16 protein-coding genes and 4 pseudogenes are annotated in these 22,477 nt (G+C 68.0%); 11 read left to right on the top strand and 9 right to left on the bottom strand.

Features of this window, described 5'->3' with window-relative positions:
* Positions 1–269: 269 nt before the first annotated feature.
* The 4 genes from NS2_RS06830 (at position 270) to NS2_RS06815 (ending at position 4,467) form a co-directional block, all read left to right on the top strand.
* Entirely contained in the window at positions 270–2,588 is a 2,319-nt protein-coding gene (locus tag NS2_RS06830) for an FdhF/YdeP family oxidoreductase (RefSeq protein ID WP_147207109.1), read from the top strand.
* Complete coding sequence (gene fdhD / locus NS2_RS06825) at positions 2,585–3,397, top strand: formate dehydrogenase accessory sulfurtransferase FdhD (RefSeq protein ID WP_033086544.1); 813 nt, start codon at positions 2,585–2,587, stop codon at positions 3,395–3,397. The genes NS2_RS06830 and fdhD overlap by 4 nt, the downstream gene beginning before the upstream one ends.
* 100 nt (positions 3,398–3,497) lie before the next feature.
* Entirely contained in the window at positions 3,498–3,869 is a 372-nt protein-coding gene (locus tag NS2_RS06820; RefSeq protein WP_033086545.1) for a nuclear transport factor 2 family protein, read from the top strand.
* 73 nt (positions 3,870–3,942) lie between these two features.
* Complete coding sequence (locus NS2_RS06815; protein ID WP_052086119.1) at positions 3,943–4,467, top strand: hypothetical protein; 525 nt, start codon at positions 3,943–3,945, stop codon at positions 4,465–4,467.
* A 345-nt stretch (positions 4,468–4,812) separates the two neighbouring features.
* Here the strand turns inward: NS2_RS06815 and clpX are convergent, their stop codons facing one another.
* From clpX to NS2_RS38715, 7 genes and pseudogenes are all read right to left on the bottom strand, one after another.
* Positions 4,813–6,093 (bottom strand): ATP-dependent Clp protease ATP-binding subunit ClpX, encoded by a 1,281-nt coding sequence (clpX, locus tag NS2_RS06810; RefSeq protein WP_033086574.1) that lies wholly within the window; start codon positions 6,091–6,093, stop codon positions 4,813–4,815.
* A gap of 329 nt (positions 6,094–6,422) precedes the next feature.
* Positions 6,423–7,046 carry an ATP-dependent Clp protease proteolytic subunit gene (locus NS2_RS06805; RefSeq protein WP_033086575.1) on the bottom strand — a complete coding sequence of 208 codons (624 nt, stop codon included), beginning with the start codon at positions 7,044–7,046 and terminating at the stop codon, positions 6,423–6,425.
* Between the two features lie 101 nt (positions 7,047–7,147).
* On the bottom strand, positions 7,148–7,729 hold the full coding sequence (locus NS2_RS06800; protein WP_033086546.1) for an ATP-dependent Clp protease proteolytic subunit: 582 nt from the start codon (positions 7,727–7,729) through the stop codon (positions 7,148–7,150).
* 234 nt (positions 7,730–7,963) lie between these two features.
* Positions 7,964–9,367, bottom strand: a complete 1,404-nt coding sequence (gene tig, locus NS2_RS06795) for a trigger factor (RefSeq protein ID WP_033086576.1) — start codon at positions 9,365–9,367, stop codon at positions 7,964–7,966.
* A gap of 242 nt (positions 9,368–9,609) precedes the next feature.
* Positions 9,610–10,161 carry an FKBP-type peptidyl-prolyl cis-trans isomerase gene (locus NS2_RS06790; protein WP_033086547.1) on the bottom strand — a complete coding sequence of 184 codons (552 nt, stop codon included), beginning with the start codon at positions 10,159–10,161 and terminating at the stop codon, positions 9,610–9,612.
* Between the two features lie 206 nt (positions 10,162–10,367).
* Positions 10,368–10,745 (bottom strand): annotated as a pseudogene (locus NS2_RS38720) (DUF7373 family lipoprotein); the annotation flags it as partial.
* 127 nt (positions 10,746–10,872) lie between these two features.
* A pseudogene (locus NS2_RS38715) lies at positions 10,873–10,950 on the bottom strand (hypothetical protein); the annotation flags it as partial.
* 356 nt (positions 10,951–11,306) lie between these two features.
* Between NS2_RS38715 and NS2_RS38190 the strand changes: the two are divergent.
* The 3 genes and pseudogenes from NS2_RS38190 to NS2_RS06775 form a co-directional block, all read left to right on the top strand.
* Positions 11,307–12,107, top strand: a pseudogene (locus NS2_RS38190) (3' terminal RNA ribose 2'-O-methyltransferase Hen1); the annotation flags it as partial.
* 153 nt (positions 12,108–12,260) lie between these two features.
* Entirely contained in the window at positions 12,261–13,130 is an 870-nt protein-coding gene (locus NS2_RS38185; RefSeq protein ID WP_306455119.1) for a methyltransferase domain-containing protein, read from the top strand.
* A complete protein-coding gene (locus tag NS2_RS06775) occupies positions 13,130–15,709 on the top strand; it encodes a polynucleotide kinase-phosphatase (protein WP_033086549.1) in 2,580 nt (859 codons plus the stop codon). Before NS2_RS38185 ends, NS2_RS06775 begins: the two co-directional genes overlap by 1 nt.
* A gap of 66 nt (positions 15,710–15,775) precedes the next feature.
* On the opposite strand, the pseudogene NS2_RS06770 reads toward NS2_RS06775, so the two are convergent.
* A pseudogene (locus tag NS2_RS06770) lies at positions 15,776–16,240 on the bottom strand (NUDIX hydrolase); the annotation flags it as partial.
* 221 nt (positions 16,241–16,461) lie between these two features.
* Here NS2_RS06770 and NS2_RS06765 point away from each other — a divergent pair.
* The gene (locus NS2_RS06765; RefSeq protein WP_033086551.1) at positions 16,462–17,220 is read left to right on the top strand and encodes a DUF8020 domain-containing protein; all 759 of its coding nucleotides are present in this window, start codon (positions 16,462–16,464) and stop codon (positions 17,218–17,220) included.
* 9 nt (positions 17,221–17,229) lie between these two features.
* On the opposite strand, the gene NS2_RS06760 is transcribed toward NS2_RS06765, so the two are convergent.
* Positions 17,230–18,444, bottom strand: a complete 1,215-nt coding sequence (locus NS2_RS06760; protein ID WP_033086552.1) for a GAF domain-containing sensor histidine kinase — start codon at positions 18,442–18,444, stop codon at positions 17,230–17,232.
* A gap of 106 nt (positions 18,445–18,550) precedes the next feature.
* Between NS2_RS06760 and pflB the strand changes: the two genes are divergently transcribed.
* The 3 genes from pflB (at position 18,551) to NS2_RS06745 (ending at position 22,445) form a co-directional block, all read left to right on the top strand.
* Entirely contained in the window at positions 18,551–20,803 is a 2,253-nt protein-coding gene (gene pflB / locus NS2_RS06755) for a formate C-acetyltransferase (RefSeq protein WP_147207108.1), read from the top strand.
* 35 nt (positions 20,804–20,838) lie between these two features.
* Positions 20,839–21,645, top strand: coding sequence for a pyruvate formate-lyase-activating protein (gene pflA, locus NS2_RS06750; RefSeq protein WP_033086554.1), 807 nt, complete (start codon positions 20,839–20,841; stop codon positions 21,643–21,645).
* 119 nt (positions 21,646–21,764) lie between these two features.
* Positions 21,765–22,445: a response regulator gene (locus tag NS2_RS06745; protein ID WP_228102662.1), complete on the top strand. Its 681-nt coding sequence runs from the start codon at positions 21,765–21,767 to the stop codon at positions 22,443–22,445.
* The last annotated feature ends 32 nt before the right edge of the window (positions 22,446–22,477 follow it).

Genomic DNA, 22,477 nt, shown 5'->3' with positions numbered 1-22,477 from the left:
AGGGTTCGGGGTGAAAGTCTCAGCGCGCGGGCGCGTTTCGCATGCCGGTCCCCACCGGCACGCCGACCCGAATGCAAACTTTTCTTCATCGGCGTGACCTCGCTTGTTCGATGGTAAGGCCAGACCCGCCCCCGCCGCCCTGTCTATCGCGGTGGTGATCACCCGCGTTCGCACCTCCGACCGACCAGTCCGCTAAACCGGGCGTGCCGCGACCTACGATGCGAATACCGACTGGGACGGCCCCCGCGCCGGAGAGGACAATCGCCACCATGCACCGTGCCGCGCCGAAGTCCGATATCGACGAATCCGAGCTGACGGTCACCGAGCCGAAGACCGCGGCCGCCGGTGTCAAGGCGGTCACGGTCGCATTGGAACGCGCGATCGAGGAGATGGGCGTGGTGCGCACCGCGCGCACGCTGGCCCGGGTGAACCAGCGCCACGGTTTCGACTGCCCCGGCTGCGCCTGGCCCGAGCCGTCCGGCCGCCGCCGCCCGGCGGAATTCTGCGAGAACGGGGCCAAGGCCGTCGCCGAGGAGGCGACCCTGCGCACCGTCACCCCCGAATTCTTCGCCGCGCACTCGATCGCGGACCTGACCGACAAGTCCGGCTACTGGCTCGGCCAGCAGGGCCGCCTGACCCAGCCGATGGTGCTGCGCGAGGGCGACACCCACTACTCCCCCATCGCCTGGGCCGACGCCTACCGCCTCATCGCCGACACCCTGCGCGGCCTGGACTCCCCCGACGAGGCCGTCTTCTACACCTCCGGCCGCACCGCCAACGAGACCGCGTTCCTCTACCAGCTGCTGGTCCGCAGCTTCGGCACCAACAACCTGCCCGACTGCTCCAACATGTGCCACGAGTCCTCGGGCACCGCGCTGGTCAGCTCCATCGGCATCGGCAAGGGCTCGGTGACCATCGACGACTTCTCCAAGGCCGACCTGATCATCGTGGCCGGGCAGAACCCGGGCACCAACCATCCGCGCATGCTCTCGGCACTGGGCGAGGCGAAGGCGCACGGCGCCAAGGTCATCGCCGTCAACCCGCTGGCCGAGACCGGGCTCATCGGGTTCAAGGACCCGCAGACGGTCAAGGGTTTCACCGGCGGCATCACCATTGCCGACGACTTCCTGCAGATCCGCCTCGGCGGCGACATGGCGCTGTTCCAGGGCCTGGGCAGGCTGCTGTTCGAGGCCGAGGACCGCGCGCCCGGCACCGTGGTGGACCGCGCCTTCGTGGAGGCGCACACCGCGGGCTTCGCCGAGTACGAAAAGCAGACGCGCGCCGTCGATCTCGGCATTGTCGAGCAGGCCACCGGGCTCACCCGCGCCGACCTCGACCGCACCGCGAAACTGCTGGCCGAATCGAAATCCACCGTCATCTGCTGGGCCATGGGCCTGACCCAGCAGGTGCACGGCGTGGCCACCATCGAGGAGGCCACCAACCTGCTGTTGCTGCGCGGCATGATCGGCAAGCCCGGCGCGGGCGTGTGCCCGGTGCGCGGGCACTCCAACGTGCAGGGCGACCGCACCATGGGCATCTGGGAGAAGATGCCCGAAACCTTTCTCGCCGCACTGGACCGCGAATTCGGCATCACCAGCCCGCGCACCCACGGCTTCGACACCGTCAATGCCATCCGGGCCATGCGCGACGGCGGCGGCAAGGTGTTCTTCGGCATGGGCGGCAATTTCGTCTCCGCCACCCCCGACACCGAGGTCACCGAGGCGGCGCTGCGCAATTGCGCACTCACCGTGCAGGTTTCGACCAAACTCAACCGCAGCCACGTGGTGACTGGGCGGACCGCGCTCATCCTGCCCACCCTGGGCCGCACCGACGAGGACACCCAGAACGGTGTGCGCCAGCAGGTTTCGGTCGAGGACTCGATGTCCATGGTGCACCTGTCCACCGGACGGCTCACCCCGGTCAGCGATCAGCTGCGCAGCGAGGTCGCCATCGTGTGCGAGCTGGCGCAGGAATTGTTCGGTCCGACGCATCCGGTGCCTTGGGCGCAGTTCCAGCGCGACTACGACAAGATCCGCGACGCCATCGCGAATGTCGTGCCCGGCTGTACCGACTACAACGCGAAGGTGCGGGGCGGCAATGGCTTCCAGCTCCCGCATCCGCCCCGCGACGCCCGCGAGTTCCGCACCACCACCGGCAAGGCCAACTTCGCCGTCAACGACCTGCACTGGCTGCCCGTCCCCGAGGGCCGCCTGATTCTGCAGACCCTGCGCAGCCACGACCAGTACAACACCACCATCTACGGACTCGACGACCGCTACCGGGGCATCCGCAACGGGCGGCGCGTGGTGCTGGTCAATCCCGAGGACATCGCCGCCCTGGGCTTCGCCGAAGACGAACTCGTGGACGTGATCTCGGAGTTCGCGGACGGCACCGAGCGGAAGGTCACCGGCTTCCGCCTGGTCGGCTACCCGACCCCGCGCGGCAATGCCGCCGCCTACTACCCGGAGACCAATCCGCTCATCCCCCTCGATCACGTCGCCCTGCGCTCCAACACGCCCGTCTCCAAGGCGGTCACCATCCGTCTGGAAAGCCGCGTCTCTGAAGAATGTGACAGCCACACCGCATGAGCCGAGTCACCGCCCGCCGCCGTACCCTGCGTATCTCCCCGCACGGCACCATCACCCGCCCCGATACCCTGGCCGTCGAGGAACCGCTCGAAATCCGCACGGGCGGACAGTCATTGACGGTCACCATGCGCACGCCCGGGGCCGATATCGACCTGATCCACGGCTTCCTCTACGCCGAGGGCATCATCGACTCGGCCGAGGACATCGTCAGCGCCCGCTACTGCGCAGGCACCGACGAGAACGGGCAGAACACCTACAACGTGCTCGACATCCAGCTCCGCAACCCGGTGCCGGTCACGCCGCGCCCGTTCCTCACCAACAGTTCCTGCGGCCTCTGCGGCAAGACCGCGCTCGACGAGGTCCGCACCCGCACCCGGCACCCCCTGCCCCCGGACACCCCGCGCGTCGATATCGACACCCTCGCCAAGCTCCCGGACGAACTCCGTTCCCGCCAGCAGGTTTTCGACGCCACCGGCGGCCTGCACGCCGCGGGCCTGTTCACCACCGACGGCACGGCCGTGGCGGTGCGCGAGGACATCGGCCGCCACAATGCGGTCGACAAGCTGGTCGGCTGGGCCGTCCGCGAGAACCGGCTCCCCGCACACGATCTCGCCCTCATGGTCAGCAGCCGCGCCTCCTTCGAACTGGTGCAGAAGGCCGTCATGGCGGGCATTCCCCTGCTCGGCGCGGTGTCCGCGCCCAGCTCGCTGGCCGTGGATCTGGCCGCCGACGCGGGCCTCACCCTGGTCGGCTTCCTGCGCGGCGAAACCATGAACGTCTACACCGGGGAAGCCCGCCTCGGCCTGTGATCGCGGCGGGTTCCACAGGGTGAGGCGGCGGGGTCCCTTCGCGCCCTTCGACTGTTAGGCTCCGCGATAGAACACGTTTCAATTCTGATGGGAGTCTTCCATGGCAGCGCAGCCCCGGGATGTGGTCGAGCAGTACGTGAAGTTGGTGGCCACCGGGCCCACGTCGGCGATCGTCGACCTGTACGCCGCGGACGCCGTCGTCGAGGACCCGATCGGGACCCCCGAGCGCCGCGGCCACGAGGCCATCGGCGAGCTGTACAAGGCGCTCGAGAACCTGGATCGGGAGACCGAACTGCACACCGTGAAGGTGGCGGGCAACCAGGTGGCCGCGCATTTCACCCTCGTCACCGTGTCCAACGGGCACCGGATGACCCTCTCGCCCATCGACGTGATGGAGCTCGACGACGAGGGCAAGATCGTCAGCATGCGGGCCTACTGGAGCCCCGAGGACCTGAAGATGGAGCCGATCTAGCCTCCGGGCTTGTCCCCTCCCGCTCCCCGAATTACGGTGTCAACACAGTGATTTGGCGAGGGCGGGAGGGCCTGTGCGGATCTCGTTACGCGGCACCGGCGACGGGCTACGGGTGAGCATGCGGCTGGAGATCAACCGGCGGCGCTGGATCGCCCTGCTCATCATGCTGGGGGTGCTCACCGCGGCCGGAGTCATGCCCGGGCTGTGGGCGGTGGTCGCGCCCGAATCGTTCTACAACAGCTTCCCCGGCCTCGGCCTGCACTGGGTGCGCGCCGACGGGCCGTACAACCACCATCTGGTCGGCGACGCGGGAGCCTTCTTCCTGGCGCTGGCCGCCATCACCGCGGCCGCGCTCTACTACCGCGACAGCGTCATCGCCCGCATCGCCGGGCTGGCCTGGCTGGTCTTCGGCGTACCCCACTTCATCTACCACGCCTTCCACCGCCCCGACGCCCTGAGCGGCTTCAGCTTCACCCTCGAACTGCTTGCCGCGCTGGCCCTTCCGGCCCTCGGCCTGGCCGTTCTGCTGGTCGCCCCGCGCGAACGCTTCCCGGTCCCCGAGCCCGCCCCCTTCACCGTGAAATTTCCCCGCCGCTGACCCCGTGCCGATGAATTTCCCTGCCCGATGCCGATGAAATCGGGGGCATCACACCGTCGTAACAGGTGACCCGGCCGCACCGATTTTCGGAGTAACGGAGTAAAGGTTCAACGGCGAACCACGGGGGATCAACGGCGATCCTCGCCACGGGCGCGATCGGCCCCACCGACCGTCACCGACTCCACGGCTATCCGGGATCGGACGGCCCACAGCAGAACAAGAAGATCCGAGCGGGGGGATTCGCGCACGGCGGCTGGACCGCGCCCGTCGGTTCCCGCGAACTTCGGCCCTTACGAAAAACCGGCCCCGCGAGATTCTCGCGGAGCCGGTTTCGTTCGGTACGGGCTAGGCCGACTTCTCCCGGCGCTCCGGGGTCTGGCGCTTGCGGGGCACGATCGTGGGTAGGACGTTGTCGTTCACCGTGTCGGCGTTGACGACCACCTTGGCGACATCGTCGCGGCTGGGGATGTCGTACATGACCGGGAGGAGCACCTCCTCCATGATGGCGCGCAGGCCGCGGGCGCCGGTACCGCGCAGGATCGCCTGATCCGCAACGGCTTCCAGCGCGTCCTGGGTGAATTCCAGGTCGACGCCGTCCATTTCGAACAGGCGCACGTACTGCTTCACCAGGGCGTTCTTCGGCTCGGCCAGGATGCGGACCAGGGATTCCTTGTCCAGGTTGGTGACCGAGGCGACGACGGGGAGGCGGCCGATGAACTCGGGGATCAGACCGAACTTGATCAAGTCCTCGGGCATGACGTCGGCGAAGTGGTCGGCGGTGTCGATCTCGGCCTTGGAGCGGACCTCCGCGCCGAAACCGATGCCGCGCTTGCCGACTCGATCCTGGACGATCTTCTCCAGACCCGCGAACGCGCCCGCCACGATGAACAGCACGTTGGTGGTGTCGATCTGGATGAACTCCTGGTGCGGGTGCTTGCGACCGCCCTGCGGCGGCACCGACGCCTGGGTGCCCTCCAGGATCTTCAGCAGCGCCTGCTGCACGCCCTCACCGGAGACGTCACGGGTGATGGACGGGTTCTCCGACTTGCGGGCGATCTTGTCGACCTCGTCGATGTAGATGATGCCGGTCTCGGCGCGCTTCACGTCGTAGTCGGCGGCCTGGATCAGCTTCAGCAGGATGTTCTCGACATCCTCGCCGACGTAGCCGGCCTCGGTGAGCGCCGTGGCGTCCGCGATGGCGAACGGGACGTTCAGCATCTTCGCGAGGGTCTGCGCCAGATAGGTCTTGCCACAGCCCGTCGGGCCGAGCATCAGAATGTTGGACTTGGCCAGCTCGACCGGTTCGCCCCGGGAGTCACGGCCCTTGTCGCCCGCCTGAATTCGCTTGTAGTGGTTGTAAACAGCCACGGCTAGCGTTCTCTTGGCGGCGTCCTGCCCGATCACATACTGCTCGAGAAAATCCCTGATCTCCGCGGGCTTGGGCAACTCGTCGAGCTTGACCTCGCTGGATTCGGCGAGCTCTTCCTCGATGATCTCGTTGCACAGGTCGATGCACTCGTCGCAGATGTACACCCCCGGTCCCGCAATGAGCTTCTTGACCTGCTTCTGGCTCTTTCCGCAGAACGAGCACTTCAACAGATCGCCGCCATCACCGATGCGCGCCATCTCCTGGGTCCCTACTTCCTTGTCCGCGTGCAACCATCTGTCCCTGGCTGCCGGCGAGCTGCCTACTTCGAGCGTATGCCGCGACCCCTGAGTTTGCGGATCCGGCAATTCGGCTGTGTGTTTCCACGGCGCCCATTCGAGCACCCTGTGTTGGATCCAATAAGCAGAGCCGACAACCACGAGCAAAGGTCCCTAGAGTGACCGTACCCGCTTCGCGTGACCGAGGTCGACAACTTGGGCACGTTTCTCACCGGACATGTGCGTGGACTCACCCCTGCCCGGGTGGCGGGGACGCCCGAGACGACTCCCGACCCCGCCACCCGCCCAGCTCACTTCTGGGCGCTGAGCTTGCGGTACTCGAACACCGTGTCCACGATCCCGTAATCCTTCGCCTCGTCGGCGGTGAGGATCTTGTCGCGGTCGGTGTCCTTGCGGATGACATCCGCGTCCTTGCCGGTGTGGCGAGCCAGCGTGGTCTCCATGAGGCGACGCATGCGCTCGATCTCGGCGGCCTGGATCTCGAGGTCGGAGACCTGGCCCTGGATGCCGCCCGAGGTGGACGGCTGGTGGATCAGGATGCGGGCGTTGGGCAGCGCGGCGCGCTTGCCGGGGGCGCCGGCGGCGAGCAGCACGGCCGCGGCCGAGGCGGCCTGGCCCAGGCAAACGGTCGCGACGTCGGCGCGCACGTACTGCATGGTGTCGTAGATGGCCATCAGCGCGGTGAAGGAACCACCGGGCGAGTTGATGTACATGGTGATATCGCGGTCCGGGTCAAGCGATTCCAGCACCAGCAGCTGCGCCATGATGTCGTTCGCGGAGGTGTCGTCCACCTGCGCGCCGAGGAAGATGATGCGCTCCTCGAACAGCTTGTTGTACGGGTTCGACTCCTTGACACCGAAGCTGGAGTGCTCGACGAAGGACGGCAGGATGTAGCGGCCCTGCGGCATCTGCATCTGGTTGAGCGAGGAACCGGCGGCGCTGAAGGTGATGCCCGCGGCCCGCGGATCGATCATGTTGGACATACGCGTCTCCAAAGTCTGTGTGGGTTGCGGACCTAGTTGCCGTTCGCCTGGCTCGCGTGCGTGATCACGTGGTCGATGAAGCCGTATTCCTTGGCTTCCTTCGCCGTGAACCAGCGGTCGCGGTCGGCGTCGGCGGTCACCTGCTCGACGGACTTGCCGGTGAACTGCGACTGCAGCTCGTTCATCTCACGCTTGGTGTAGGCGAACTGCTCGGCCTGGATGGCGATGTCGGCGGCCGAGCCACCGATGCCGGCGGAGGGCTGGTGCATCATGATGCGCGCGTGCGGCAGCGAGAAGCGCTTGCCCGGGGTGCCCGCGGCGAGCAGGAACTGACCCATGGAGGCCGCCAGACCCAGACCGACCGTGCGAATGTCGCACTCGGCGAAGTTCATGGTGTCGTAGATGGCCATACCCGCGGTCACCGAGCCACCGGGCGAGTTGATGTAGAGCGAGATGTCCTTGGTCGGATCCTCGGCGGTCAGCAGGAGAATCTGCGCGCACAGCTTGTTGGCGATGTCGTCGTCGACCTGAGTGCCCAGGAAGATGATGCGCTCGCGCAGCAGGCGCTCGTACACCGAATCACTGAGGTTCAGACCAGCAGTCGCGGATGTCATGTGCACCCCTGCCTGATGAATTGTCACGGATACCTGCCCTCTCTCAACGGCTCGGTTAAAAGCCCCTACTGATTCGCTGACACAAACCCTAACGAAGCAGGGCGGCACCGAACTCCCGGTACCGCCCTGCTTCGCTCACAGCGCAAACTTACGCGAAACCCGCGCGTTCCCGTGTACGGGGGTTCTCGGCGGTCTCACCCGCCGAGACCCTGAACTCCGGGGTTGTGCAATTACTTACTTGGCCTCGGCCTCGGCGGCCTCGGTCGCGTCGGCGACGGTGGCGAGCTCCTCGGCGGACACCTCTTCGGCCTCGGCGGCCGGGTTGCCGAACATTTCGGCGGTGTCCACGGTGTTGCCCGCGGTGTCGGTGACGGTGGCCGCGACCACGACGCCGGCGAGGGCCTTGCCGCGGCGGACGTCGGCGAAGACCGCGCCGAGCTGGCCGGCCTGCCGGATCTGCTGGATGAACTGGTCCGGGCTCATGCCGTAGCGCTGCGCCTGGAAGATGATCCGCTCGTACAGCTCGTCCTGGCCGACCTGGGTGTTCTCCTGCTCGGCGACGGCGTCGAGCAGCAGCTGGGTCTTGACCGACTTCTCGGCGGCTTCCTTGGTGTCCTTCTTGAACTCCTCGAGCGAGGAGCCCTCGGCCTCGAGGGCCTCGGCCAGCTTGGCCTCGTCGTGGTCGAAGCCGTGCACGGCGTCGTGCTCGACGGCGTCGACCTCGGCCTTCACGACGCCCTCGGGCAGCGGGATCTCGACGGCCGCGAGCAGGGCCTCGAGCACCTTGTCGCGGATCTCGCCGGCCTGGGTGACCTTCTTGACGCGCTCGACGCGGGTCTTGAGGTCTTCCTTCAGCTCGTCGATGGTGTCGAATTCGCTTGCCAGCTGGGCGAAGTCGTCATCGGCCTCGGGCAGCTCGCGCTCCTTGACCGACTGCACGGTCACGGTGATGACGGCTTCGGAACCCGCGTGATCGCCGGCGACCAGCTTGGAGGTGAAGTCCTTGGCTTCGCCCTCCTTCAGGCCGACCAGGGTCTCGTCCAGGCCCTCGATGAGCTGGCCGGAGCCGACCTCGTGGGACAGGCCGGTGGTGGAGGCCTCCTCGACGGCCTCGCCGTCGACGGTGGCGGACAGGTCGATGGAGACGAAGTCGCCGTTCTCGATGGCGCGCTCGACGGCCTTGAGGGTGCCGAAGCGGGCGCGCAGGGACTGCAGCTGCTCGTCGATGTCGGCGTCGGTGATCTCGATCGGGTCGACCTCGACCGCGAGGGTCGAGAAGTCCGGCAGGGTGACGTCCGGGCGGACGTCGACCTCGGCGGTGAAGGCCAGCTCTTCGCCGTCCTCGATCTTGGTGATCTCGATCTCCGGCTGGCCGATGACCTTCGCCTGGGTCTCGATCACGGCCTCGCTGTAGCGCTTGGGCAGCACGTCGTTGACGACCTGCTCCAGCACCGCGCCACGGCCGACACGGGCCTCGAGAAGCTTGGCCGGGGCCTTGCCCGGGCGGAAGCCGGGGATACGGATCTGCTGCGCGAGAGCCTTGTAGGCGCGATCGAAGTCCGGCTTGAGCTCCTCGAAGGGCACCTCGACATTGATGCGGACCCGAGTCGGGCTCAGCTGCTCGACGGTGCTCTTCACGGACATGCTCCTTGTTCGTTGTACATGGTTGACGTCTAGGTTCCCCCCGAACGCATCCCGACCAGGTTAGTCGACCGCCGTTCGGGGCACGCAATCGGATGCGTAGGGGACGCGACGACTGATCTGGTACCGACCGGGGTAACTCGTCGGGCACGCCCAAAATCCAGCCCGGCACCTCCCGGCGGCCCGGTACGGGACAGGTGGGGGCACCCAACGACCGGCAAAAGGCGCGGAGAGGCGGGTTAGCCCTTGACGGCGTCGGTCACGAAGACCAGCGTCTCGTAGGGCTTGATGCCGCGGCCGCCCGCGCCGTAGCCCAGGTCCGGCGGGACGATGAGCAGCCGCCGCGCGCCCTGCTGGACGCCGACCAGACCCTGCTCCCAACCCTTGATGACCTTGCCCGAGCCGAGCGTGAGGTCGAAGGTCTGGCCGCGGGTGAACGAGCTGTCGAGCACCTTCTTGTCCGACCAGGTGACCAGCGTGTAGTTCATCGACAGCTGCTGGCCGGTCTCCGCGCCCGGGCCGCTGCCCGCGACCAGGTCCTTCACGATGAGCTGCTTGGGCGGATCGCAGTCGTCGGGGATGGTGATCTCGGGCGCCTGGCCGAAGCCGCCGTCGACCTTGATGTCGTCGGCGGTGCACTCGCGGCCCTTGCTCTTGCTCGCGCTGGTCGCGGCGGCGGTGGTGGACGTCGCCGCCGCCTTGTCGTCGGACTTGCCGCTCCCGCAGCCCGCCACCAGCACCACGGCCACCGCGACCGCGCCGATCGCACCGACCTTGCCCACCAAGCGCATTCACCGCTCCTGTCCGACGGATCCGGATGGCCGCAGAGATTGCGACGCCGCGCCGAACCTACACGCCGGAATCGGGTCGCGCCGGGGCGGGCACGCCCGGCAACCCGGTTCCGGGCGTCAGCCGGCGTCCACCAGGAGCGCGTATGCGCGGCCGCCTTACGGTGGACGGCCTGCTGGTTCGGGCCGTACACGAAGGCGAGATAGCGGCCGTGCTGGACCACGCAGACGACGGCTCGTGCGGCCCCTTGCGATTCCCCCACCCGGTCCTGCGTGCAGGCGGCGTCCGGCAGACCGGGCGGCGGGGCGGCGGCGATCTGGGGGATGATCGAATTCGTCAGCCGCCGCAGGGCGCGGTGCGCGGCGACCACGTCCGAGAAGCGCAGCAGCCGTGCCGAATCCAGCAGGGTCAGGGCCTCGGGCGCGGATTCGGTGAGATCGAGGAAGAGGGCGGCCTCGACGGGGCCGTAGACCACCCCGGTCGCCGCCCGCCTGCCACCCCAACCGGCGATGCGGCCGCCGCCGGTCACGGAAAGCGCCGGGTAGGGCCATTTTCCGGGATCGTCGGGCAGGATCCGGCTCAGCATTCCGGCCGGGTCCAGCGGCAGCGTGGACAGGTCCGCGGCGGGGGTCGGGGTGAAGGCGTCGAGCCGGCATGCCGAAGCGGGTGAGGGTGCCGCTGTTGACGTCGGCCAGGATGCCGACGGCCGAGGTGGGCGTCGGCACCGGAACGGACGAGACGTACCGCAGGGCCGGGTCGATATCGCGCGGCGACACCACCGCCTCCGACATGCGCGCCGATTCCAGGAATCCGCCATAGGTTTCACCGGCTACCGGCGCGGACAGCGGTAGTCCGGCGTAGCCGCTCAGATCGAGGCCGCCGAGCTGTGGCCGCGCCGCCCGCGGTGTCCCCGCGATGGCGCAGGCGCTCACCAGCGCCGCGACCGAGACCAGCGCCAACCGTCCGGCATGGGCCCGCCGGACCTTCGGATCAGCTCGGCGCATCCCGCCACCACCCGTCGCACAGCTTCGCTCCGGGGCGACTGGATCACCTATTGCCCTGGGTGGGCGCAAGCTTCGTGCCACGCCGTCGAAAATCGGCGAGATCCTCCCCCGGACGCACCTTTTCGAGTGTGATCGCAGTGGTTATGCGCGGCACCCGGTTACCGGAAGATCGGGACCGGTCCGTGACAATTCCGGCAAACACGCCGCCTTCCGTAGACGGAAATGTATTTGCGACCGCCTTCGACCTAAGGGAGCATCTCAGGATGCTGTTGACGATTTCTTGTACGCGACCCGATGGCGCCGCCTGGGCGGCGAGCGATCTCGGCTACCTGCTGCACAAGAATCCTTCTCGCATACAAACTTTCGAGCAGTCCTACGGTGTGGCGCACGTGCTGTATCCGGAGGCCGGCGAGCAGCGCTGCACCGCGGCGCTGCTGCTGGAGATCGACCCGGTGCGGCTGGTGCGCGGAAAGTCCAAGGGCGCGCCCGAATTCAGCCTGGGCCAGTATGTGAACGATCGCCCTTACGCGGCGTCCTCGCTTTTGTCGGTCGCCATCTCGACGGTATTCGGCACCGCCCTGCACGGTCGCTGCAAGCAGCGCCCCGAACTGGCCTAGACCCCGCTGAATCTGCGGATCGAGCTCCCGGCGGTGCCCTGCAAGGGCGGGCCGGAGTACGCCGAACGCGTCTTCGCCCCACTGGGCTGGACGGTGGCCGCCACTCCCCTGCCGCTGGATCCGGCCTTCCCGGACTGGGGCGATTCGCACTACCTACGGCTCGAACTCACCGGCACGCTGCGGCTCGCCGACGCCCTGTCGCACCTGTACGTGCTGCTGCCCGTCCTCGACGGCAGCAAGCACTACTGGCTCGACGACGCCGAGATCGACAAGCTGCTCCGCTTCGGCGAAGGCTGGCTCGCCCCCCATCCGGAACGCGAGTGGATCACCCGTCGCTACCTGACCCGCCGCCACACCCTGGTCCGCACCGCCCTGGCCCGCCTGGCCGAGCTGGACGACGCGGAACCGGAGGAGCTGGACGCGGTCGAGGAGGACTTCGAGGACGCGTCCGACAGCCAGGCCGATTCCGACCGCCATGCGGTGGACGCCGCCGCCCACGCAGGCGCAGCGGCAGTCCGCATCGATGCCGGCCCGGCCGGGACCGGCGTCACCGCGCCGGATTCAGCTGCCGCACCGGCGGATTCGGAGCTCGCGGAGGCCGCTGGAGCCGCGTCGGCGGGCGGGGCGGAAGCAACCGCCCCGGTCCCCGCGGGCCGCGAGGACGACGCTGCGGTGGACAGTACGGACAGCACTGCGGAGCCGGACGAGCGAGGGCCGTCGCTGGCCGTGCTGCGGCGGGCGGCGGTGCACGAGGCATTGCTGGCGGTCGGGGCGAGCCGGGTGCTGGATCTGGGCTGTGGGCAGGGGTCTCTGCTGCGGGAGTTGGTGGTCGATCGGGCCTTCAGCGAGATCGTCGGGATCGATGTGTCGATGCGGGAGTTGAAGATCGCGGCGAGGCGGCTGCGGCGGCTGCCGGAGTGGCAGTCGCGGCGGGTCACCGTGCGGCAGGGCGCGCTCACGTATACCGACGCGTCGTTGCGCGGGTATGACGCGGCCGTGCTCATGGAGGTCATCGAGCATGTGGACGCACCGCGGCTGAAGGCGTTGGAGCACTCGGTATTCGGGTCGGCGGCCCCGGGCGCGGTCATCGTGACCACGCCCAACAGCGAGTACAACGTGCGCTACGACGGGCTCGCGGCGGGGGATTTCCGGCATACCGATCACCGATTCGAGTGGAGCCGGGCAGAATTCGCGGACTGGGCGCACCGGGTCGGCGAAACGTACGGGTACACCGTGCGATTCGAGCCGGTCGGGCCCGAGGATGCGGAAGTGGGGGCGTCGACACAGATGGCCGTGTTCACGAAGTTCACGAAAACCGAGAACGACAGCGACGAGAAAGGAGCCGCGTAATGGCTGAGCTGTCCATCCCGGTGCTGTCGCTGGTCGTACTGATCGGCAGCTCCGGTTCCGGCAAATCCACGTTCGCGCACAAGCACTTCCGGTCGACGGCGGTGCTGTCCTCCGATGCCTATCGGGGGCTGGTGAGCGACGACGAGGCCGATCAGTCGGTCACCAACGAGGCGTTCGAGCTGCTGCACCACGTGGCGGGTGTGCGCCTGCGGCGCGGGCTGCGGACCGTCATCGACGCCACCAATGTGCAGCCCAAGGCGCGGCAGGCGCTGGTGGAACTGGCGCGGGCGCACGACGTGCTGCCGGTGGCGATCGTCCTGGACGTGCCGGAGGCCGAGTGCGTGCGGCGCAATGCGCTGCGGGTGGATCGCGCCGATCTGGGCCCGCACGTGGTGGGCCGCCACCAGCGCGATCTGCGGCGCTCGCTGAAGTTCCTGGAGCGCGAGGGTTTCCGCAAGGTGCACGTGCTGCGCGGGGTCGAGGACATCGAGGCCGCGACCATCCGGGACGAGCGGCTGTGGAACGACAAGAGCGATCGCACCGGCCCGTTCGATGTGATCGGTGACGTGCACGGCTGCCGCGCCGAACTGGAGACGCTGCTGGGCGAGCTCGGCTACCTCATCGCCCGCGATGCGGCGGGCCGCGCGGTGGACGCCCGGCATCCGGAGGGACGCACGGCGGTGTTCGTCGGCGACCTGGTCGACCGCGGCCCCGATACGCCCGGCGTGGTCCGGCTGGTCATGGGCATGGTCGCGGCCGGAAACGCCCTGTGCGTCACCGGCAACCACGAGTTCAAGCTGGTGCGCGCCCTGGACGGCCGCCGCGTGAAGGTGGCGCACGGGCTGGCCGAGTCGCTGGCCCAGTTCGAGGCCGAGGACGCCGAGTTCCGCAAGGCCGCACAAGAATTCATGCGAGGCCTGGTCAGCCACTACGTGCTCGACGGCGGGCAGCTGGTGGTGGCGCACGCCGGTCTGAAGGAGGAGTACCAGGGCCGCGCCTCCGGACGCGTGCGCGAGTTCGCCATGTACGGCGAATCCACCGGCGAGACCGACGAATACGGGCTGCCGGTGCGCTACCCGTGGGCCAACGACTACCGCGGCAAGGCGCTGGTGCTCTACGGTCACACGCCGATGACCGAGCTGGCGTGGGTGAACAACACGCTGTGCCTGGACACCGGCGTGGTGTTCGGCGGCCGCCTGACCGCCTTGCGCTACCCGGAGCGCGAGCCGGTTTCGGTTGCGGCCGAACAGGTCTGGTTCGAACCGGTGCGCCCGCTCCAGGCCGCGAGCTTCGCCACCGGCGAGGCCGTGGTGCAGCGCGATCCGGGCGTGCTCGACCTGGACGACGTGCTGGGCCGCCGCGTGGTGGAAACCCGCCACCTCGGCCGCGTCGGCGTGCAGGAGGATGCCGCGAGCGCCGCGCTCGAGGTGATGAGCCGCTTCGCCGTGGACCCGCGCTGGCTGGTGTACCTGCCGCCGACCATGTCGCCGTGCGCCACTTCAACCCTGGACGGCTACCTCGAGCACCCGACCCAGGCCTTCGAGTACTACCGCTCCGAGGGCGTGGACACCGTGGTGTGCGAGGAGAAGCACATGGGTTCGCGTGCGATCGTGGTGGTTTCGCGATCCGCGGCGGCGGCACGGGACCGGTTCGGCGTCGAGGACGGCAGCACCGGCGCGGTGTACACCCGCACCGGCCGCCCCTTCTTCGACGACCCGGCCCGCACCGAAATCCTGCTGGCCCGGGTGCGCGCGGCGGCCGAAACCGCTGGGCTCTTCGAGGAATTGGGCACCGACTGGCTGCTGCTGGACACCGAACTGCTGCCGTGGTCGGCCAAGGCACTGGGGCTGTTGCGGTCCCAGTACGCGGTCGTCGGCGCGGCGGCGCGAGCCTCGCTCGCGGACGCCTCCGCGGTGCTGGCGGCGGCGGCCGAAAGGGGTTTGGATACAGGCGATCTCGCGGCGCGCACCGCCGCGCGCCGGGAGGATGCCGACGCCTTCACCACCGCCTACGGCCGCTACTGCTGGCCCACCGACGGCCTGGACGGCGTGCGCCTGGCCCCGTTCCAGCTGCTGGCCGCGTCCGGCGCGAATTGCGCCGTCCGCGAACACAACTGGCACCTGGAGCGCATCGACCGCCTGGTCGCGGCGGATCCGGAGTTCTTCACCGCGACCGGCCGCCGCGTGGTCGACCTCGCCTCCCCCGAGGCCGAGGCGGACGCGACGGCCTGGTGGACCACCCTCACCGCGGCCGGCGGCGAGGGCATGGTGGTGAAGCCGCTCGGTTCGCTGGTGCCAGGCACCGGCACCCGCAGCGGCCGACCGGTGCAGCCGGGTGTGAAATGCCTTGGCCCGGAATACCTCCGGATCATCTACGGCCCGGAGTACCTCCGCCCGGACCAGCTGCAGCGTTTGCGCAGCCGCGGCCTGGGCGGCAAGCGCTCGATGGCACTGCGCGAATACGCCCTGGGCCTGGAGGCTCTGGACCGCTTCATCGCCCGAGAGCCCCTCTGGCGAGTCCACGAGGCCGTCTTCGCCATCCTCGCCCTCGAAACCGAGCCCGTCGACCCCCGCCTCTGATCGTCGAATGGCAACTCCTGGAGGAGTTTTGTCCGAATTCCTCTCCAGGAGTTGCCACTCGCCGAATCAGGCCAGGTGGGTTCGGAGGCGGGAGAGGTAGGGGCGTTGGCCTTTGGTCAGCTTGTCCTCGGCGGTGGTCAGGTCGAACCAGTCGACTCGGTCGATTTCGGGGAATTCGGCGGTGCGGCCCGAGCGTGGGGGCCATTCCATTTCGAAGGTGCCGGGGACTATCAGGGTTGGGTCCAGGTCGGCTTCGACCGCCCAGACGGTGAGTTGTTTCTTGCCCCGGCCGCTACCGTATTCGACCTCATCGAGGTGGATCCAGTCGCCGTCGGGGACAGGCAGGCCGAGTTCCTCGGCGAATTCGCGGCGAGCGGCCTCTTGCGGTTGCTCCTCGGCGGGGTCGTATTCGCCCTTGGGGATGGACCAGGCGGAGGTGTCCTTCTTGGCCCACAGTGGGCCGCCCATGTGGCCGAGCAGCACTTCCGGTCCGGGGGTGCGGCGGAAGAGCAGGACGCCGGCGCTGTATCGGAGGGTCCTGGGATCGAGTTTGCCGAATCCTTCCGCGGGGGCACACCTCGGGCGCTATCGTGCGCGACGTTGCGGCAACTCGGACGTTTCGGATTAATCCTGAATATCGGACGAATAGTTTCCCGCGTGGTCTCTTGCGGCCGAAACCTGTTCGGCACCTATGTCTTCCATTAAGATCCAGGATTTGGATCGGCCCCACCTGATGACTGATTGGATACCGCATGCAGTTCCGCACTGTCTCCGCGGCTGCCACCCTGGTGATCGGCGCATTGGTCACCTCGGCAACCGCGCTATCGCCGGCAACCGGCCCGGCGAACGCCCAGCCCGCTGCCGCGCCCGAACCGGCCGCGCCGAGCCTGGCGTATTCGGCCAAGCTGGTGGACAAGACGGTCGTCACCACCCTCGAGGGCGGCACCTTCGAGCTCTCCCGGACGCCCGCGGCACCGGAGCCCGGCGCACTCCCGGTCAAGCCCGTCGACGTGGTGAACGTGAAAGACGGTGACGGCAAGGTACTGCTCACGCTGCCGCTGGTATTCCATCTGGGCCCCATCGACATTCCGGTCAAGCCCGAGGTGCAGAAGGACGGCACCGTGCTGGCGCTGACCCCGGACAAGCCGTCCGGTCTGTCGTTCAATCAGCCCATCGCCGTGAAACCCGTTGCCTCGGAGCTGGAGAACAACCGCGCCCTGAACTACTTCATCACTCAGTTCAGCCTGGCCACCAGCATCGGCACCTTCGTCGGCACCGCCATCGGCGCCACCATCGGCTGCGTGGTCACCCTGGTCGCGGGCTGCATTCCCGGCCTCACCACCGGCGCGGCCGCGGGCGGCATCATCGGCACCATCGCCCTGGGTGGCCCGACCCTCATCATCTCCGGCATCGACCTGCTGACCACCATGAATTCCCCGGACGGCACCACGAAGTGGGCCGACAAGACCACCACCGCCCCTACCCCCGCCGCCCCACAGCCAGGCAGCTGAAGTCGGGCGTCACGCCCCGGGAATCGGTACCCGCCAGACCACGGTCGTGCCGCGCCCGTCCAGGCCCAGCCCGATCTCGACCACGCCGTCGAGTTCGGTGGCGCGTTCGGCGATATTGCGCAGACCGCCCCGGCGCGGTGCCTCGCCGACGCCGATTCCGTTGTCGGCCACCGAGATCCGGAGTTCGCCGCGGGCGGCGGTGACGGCCACGTCGATGCGGGTGGCGTCGGCGTGGCGGACCACGTTCGAGAGTGATTCGCGCAGTACCGCCATCGCCTGGCGGGCGGTGTCGGGCGGGACCACGGCTTCGATCGGTCCCTTCTGGCGCAGGGCCGGGGTGAAGCCGAGGTGGCGGGCGGCCCGCGTCACCAATTCGCTTATCTCGCTTTGCAATCCGCCCTGCCCGCCGGAGGTGGACTGGAGCGAGAAGATGGTGCCGCGAATGTCCTGGATGGTGTCGTCCAGGTCGGCCACCACCCGTTCCAGGCGGTCGGCGACATCGGGGGTGGGGTGCATGCGCAGCGCGCCCTGCAAGGCCAGGCCCGAGGCGTAGATGCGCTGGATGACCGAGTCGTGCAGATCGCGCGCGATGCGGTCGCGGTCCTCCATGACGGCGATCTTGGCCGAATCCTGTTGGCGGCGGACGGTATCGCGCTGCACCTGGTCGTACATGCGGACATTGATGATCTTCACCGCCGCGATCACGCCGAGCGCGTCGATGATCCGCTCGTCCTCGTCGGTGAAGGGGCCGCCGCCGCGCTTGTTCGCGAGATAGAGGTCGCCGAGGATGGTGTCGCGCATGCGGACCGGCACCCCGAGGAAGCTGTGCATGGGCGGATGACCCGCGGGCCAGCCGCGGAAGGCCGGATGCCGGGTGAGATCGTCCAGGCGCAGCGCCGAATCTCCGGACAGCACCGCGCCGAGCACGCCCTCGCCGCGCGGCCAGTGCCCGATTCGCTGGATGGTCGCCTCATTCATTCCGACCGGCACGAATTGCGCGAGCCGCCGCTCACCGCTCCCGCTCTCCGGTTCGAGCAGGCCCAGCGCGCCGTACTCCGCGTCCACCAGCCGGACCGCCGCGGTCACCAGTTGCTGTAGCACCCGATCCACGTCCAGCTCGGAGACCACCGTGTAGACGGCTTCGACCAGGTCGTGCAGTCGTTCCTCCGGGGCGGTCAGCTCCCGCAGCTCATCCGGTACGACACTCCACGGCTCTTCGGGCATGACAAAAGGCTACCGACCAGCAACATGGGGACATTTGTCTCTGGGACCGGGTGTCGCCGGGGAGAAGTCTGTAATCAGACCATTCGGCTGATTTAGGAGTCACACAATGACGATGATCGGAACCGAACCGCGCACCGAAGCCTGGACCGGTTTTAAAGGCGGCCTGTGGCGGGACGCCATCGACGTGCGCGATTTCATTCAGCAGAACTACACGCCCTACGAGGGCGACGGCAGCTTCCTGGCCGGTCCCACCGCCCGCACCCTGGGCATCTGGGCCAAGCTGAGCGCCATGTTCCCCGCCGAGCGCGAGCGCGGCATCTACGACGTGGACCAGCACACCCCCTCCACCATCACCGCGCACCAGCCGGGCTACATCGACGAGGACCACGAGCTCATCGTCGGACTGCAGACCGATGCGCCTCTGAAGCGGGCCATCATGCCCTACGGCGGCTACCGCATGGTGCAGACCAGCCTCGCCGCGTACGGCGTGGAGGAGGATCCGAGCGTCGCGGAGATCTTCACCAAGTACCGCAAGACCCACAATGACGGCGTTTTCGACGCCTACACCGCCGACATTCGCGCGGCCCGCAGCGCGGGCATCGTGACCGGCCTGCCGGACGCCTACGGCCGCGGCCGCATCATCGGCGACTACCGCCGCGTCGCCCTCTACGGCGTGGACAAGCTCATCGAGGGCAAGAAGGCCGACCACCTCGCGCTCGAGGATCTGTGGGCCGATGACGAAACCATCCGCCGCCGTGAGGAAGTCCGCGAGCAGATCCGCGCGCTGGGCGAGCTGAAGGAGATGGCCGCGTCCTACGGCTTCGATCTCTCCAAGCCCGCGAGCAATGGCCAGGAGGCCATCCAGTGGCTGTACTTCGCGTACCTGGCCGCGGTGAAGGAGCAGAACGGCGCGGCCATGTCGCTGGGCCGGACCGCGAACTTCGTGGACATCTACCTCGAGCGTGACCTGGCCGAGGGCCTGATCACCGAGGAGCGCGCCCAGGAACTGGTCGACGACTTCGTGATCAAGCTGCGCATCGTCCGCTTCCTGCGCACCCCGGAATACGACGAGCTGTTCTCCGGCGACCCGACCTGGGTGACCGAATCCATCGGCGGCATCGGTGTGGACGGGCGTCCGCTGGTGACCCGCACCAGCTTCCGCTACCTGCAGACCCTCTACAACCTGGGCCCGGCCCCCGAGCCGAACCTGACCGTGTTCTGGTCGCCGGCCATGCCGGAGGGCTTCAAGCGGTTCTGCGCCAAGGTGTCCATCGACACCAGCTCCATCCAGTACGAGTCCGATGAGCTGATGCGGCCGCGCTTCGGGGACGACACCGCCATCGCCTGCTGTGTCTCGGCCATGGAGGTCGGCAAGCAGATGCAGTTCTTCGGCGCGCGCGTCAATCTCGCCAAGACGCTGCTGTATGCCATCAACGGCGGGCGCGACGAGAAGAAGGGCAAGGTCGTGGCTCGCGGCTTCGAGCCCATCACCTCCGAGGTGCTCGACTACGCGGAGGTCGACGCCGCGCTGGACAAGCTGATGGACTGGCTGGCCAAGACGTATGTGCACGCGCTCAACGTGATTCACTACATGCACGACAAGTACGCCTACGAGCGCATCGAAATGGCGTTGCACGACTTGGATATTCGCCGCACCATGGCCTGCGGTATCGCCGGTCTGGCCGTCGCCGCCGACTCGCTGTCGGCCATCAAGTACGCCAAGGTGACCCCGGTGCGCGACGAGACCGGCCTGGCCACCGACTACGTGATCGAGGGCGATTTCCCCAAGTACGGCAACAATGACGACCGCGTCGATTCCATTGCCGCCGAACTGGTGGAGCGGTTCATGCAGAAGGTCCGCATGTACCCGACCTACCGCAATGCCGAGCACACCCAGTCGGTGCTGACCATCACCTCGAATGTGGTGTACGGCAAGAAGACCGGCAACACCCCCGACGGTCGCCGCGCGGGCGAGCCGTTCTCGCCGGGCGCCAACCCGATGAACGGCCGCGACACCCACGGCATCGTGGCCTCGGCCATGTCGGTCGCCAAGCTGCCCTACGAGCATGCGACGGACGGCATTTCGCTCACCACCACGGTGACGCCGCAGGGTCTGGGCCGCAGCGCCGACGAGCGCATCACCAACCTGGTGGGCGTGCTGGACGGCTACATCGCCACCAACGGGTTCCACATGAACGTCAATGTTCTCAACCAGGACACGCTGCTCGACGCCATGGAGCACCCGGAGAACTACCCGCAGTTGACGATTCGCGTCTCGGGCTACGCGGTGAACTTCGTTCGCCTGACCCGGGAGCAGCAGCTCGACGTCATCAACCGCACCTTCCACGCGAGCCTGTAGATCGCGCCGCCGACATCGAGAAAGGGTGAAACAGAATGACCACCGTGCTTCTCCCCCAGCCGAGTCTCGGTGTCGGCGATCCTTTCGGTCAGGCAAAAAGCTCCGATGACAGCTCGACCACCGGAACCGTTCACTCCTGGGACATCTCCACCGGAGTGGACGGCCCGGGCACCCGCTTCGTGACCTTCCTCAGCGGCTGCCCCCTCCGATGCCTCTACTGCCAGAACCCCGATACTTGGTTGCGCAGCAACGGAACTCCGATGAGTGTCGACGATGTGCTCACCGAGGCGGCCAAATACGTGCCGTTCATCCGTGCCGCAGGCGGCGGCGCAACCATCAGCGGCGGGGAACCCATGCAGCAGCCTCAGTTTGCGACCTCGCTGCTGGAGGGGTTCCAAGGTCTCGGACTGTCCACCGCCCTCGATACCTCCGGCTACCTGGGGCGCCTTGCCTCCGATCGGCTGCTCGCGGCCACGGACCTGGTGCTGCTGGATATCAAGGCCGGACAGCCCGAGACCTACCGCCGCCTGACCTCCCGCGAACTGCGGCCCACCCTCGATTTCGCCACCAAGCTGGCCAAGCGCGGCAAGCGGGTGTGGCTGCGCTACGTGCTGGTGCCCGGGCTCACCGACGCGATCGAGGAGATCGGCGCGGTGGCCGGATTCGCCGGCGGCCTGGGCAATATCGAGCGCGTGGACGTGCTTCCGTTCCACACGCTGGGCCAGTCCAAGTGGGAGGCGCTCAACCGTCGTTTCGTGCTCGCCGACACCCCGACACCGACCGCTGAACAGGTCGAAGAGGCGCGAGACGTATTCCGGGCCGCAGGACTGACGGCCTACTAGAAGACCTTGTCGGGGACAAGGAACAGGGGAAATACACGGCGGGTGGCGGAGGTTTCGGACCGCCACCCGCCGTGCTCCCCTACGTCGATCCGACCCGACCACCTGCGAGGATGATCACCGTGGACAACTCAGACAAAATCCGAGTCTTCCTACTCGACGACCACGAGATCGTGCGCCGCGGCCTCCAGGACCTGCTGGAAGCCGAGGGCGACATCGAGGTGGCTGGTGAGGCGGGCTCCGCCGCCGAGGCCTTGCGCCGCGTCCCCGCCGTCTGCCCCGACGTGGCGGTCCTCGACGTCCGCCTCGAGGACGGCGACGGCGTCACGGTCTGCCGCGACCTGATGTCGGAGATGCCCGGCCTCAACGTCCTCATGCTGACCTCGTTCTCCGACGACGAGGCCCTGCTCGGCGCGGTCCTGGCCGGCGCCAAAGGCTATGTCCTCAAACAACTCCGCGGCCCCCAGCTCATCGACGCCATCCGCCGCGTGGCCTCCGGCGAAACCCTCATCGACCCCCGCACCGCCGCCGAGGTCACCGAACGCCTCCAACAGCGCACCCCCGCCAACCCTCTGGCCGACGTAGACCTCACCGAACGCGAAAAGCAGATCCTCCTCCACATCGGCCAGGGCCTGTCCAACAAGGAAATCGCGGGCAAGATCTACCTCTCCGAAAAAACAGTCCGCAACTACGTCTCCGCCCTGCTGGCCAAACTCGGCCTGGCCCGCCGCTCCCAGGCCGCCATCCTCGCCGAACACCTGCGCCACGAACACGGCGACAACTGGGCCGACGGCGTCCGCTAGCGCGCCGCACCGCGCATGTGGTGTGCTAGTAC

The sequence above is a fragment of the Nocardia seriolae NBRC 15557 genome (assembly GCF_007990715.1).
GTDB classification, from domain to species: Bacteria; Actinomycetota; Actinomycetes; order Mycobacteriales; family Mycobacteriaceae; genus Nocardia; species Nocardia seriolae.
The sequence above is the reverse complement of the archived record's forward strand: the minus strand, read 5'-3'. Positions and strand labels throughout refer to the sequence as shown.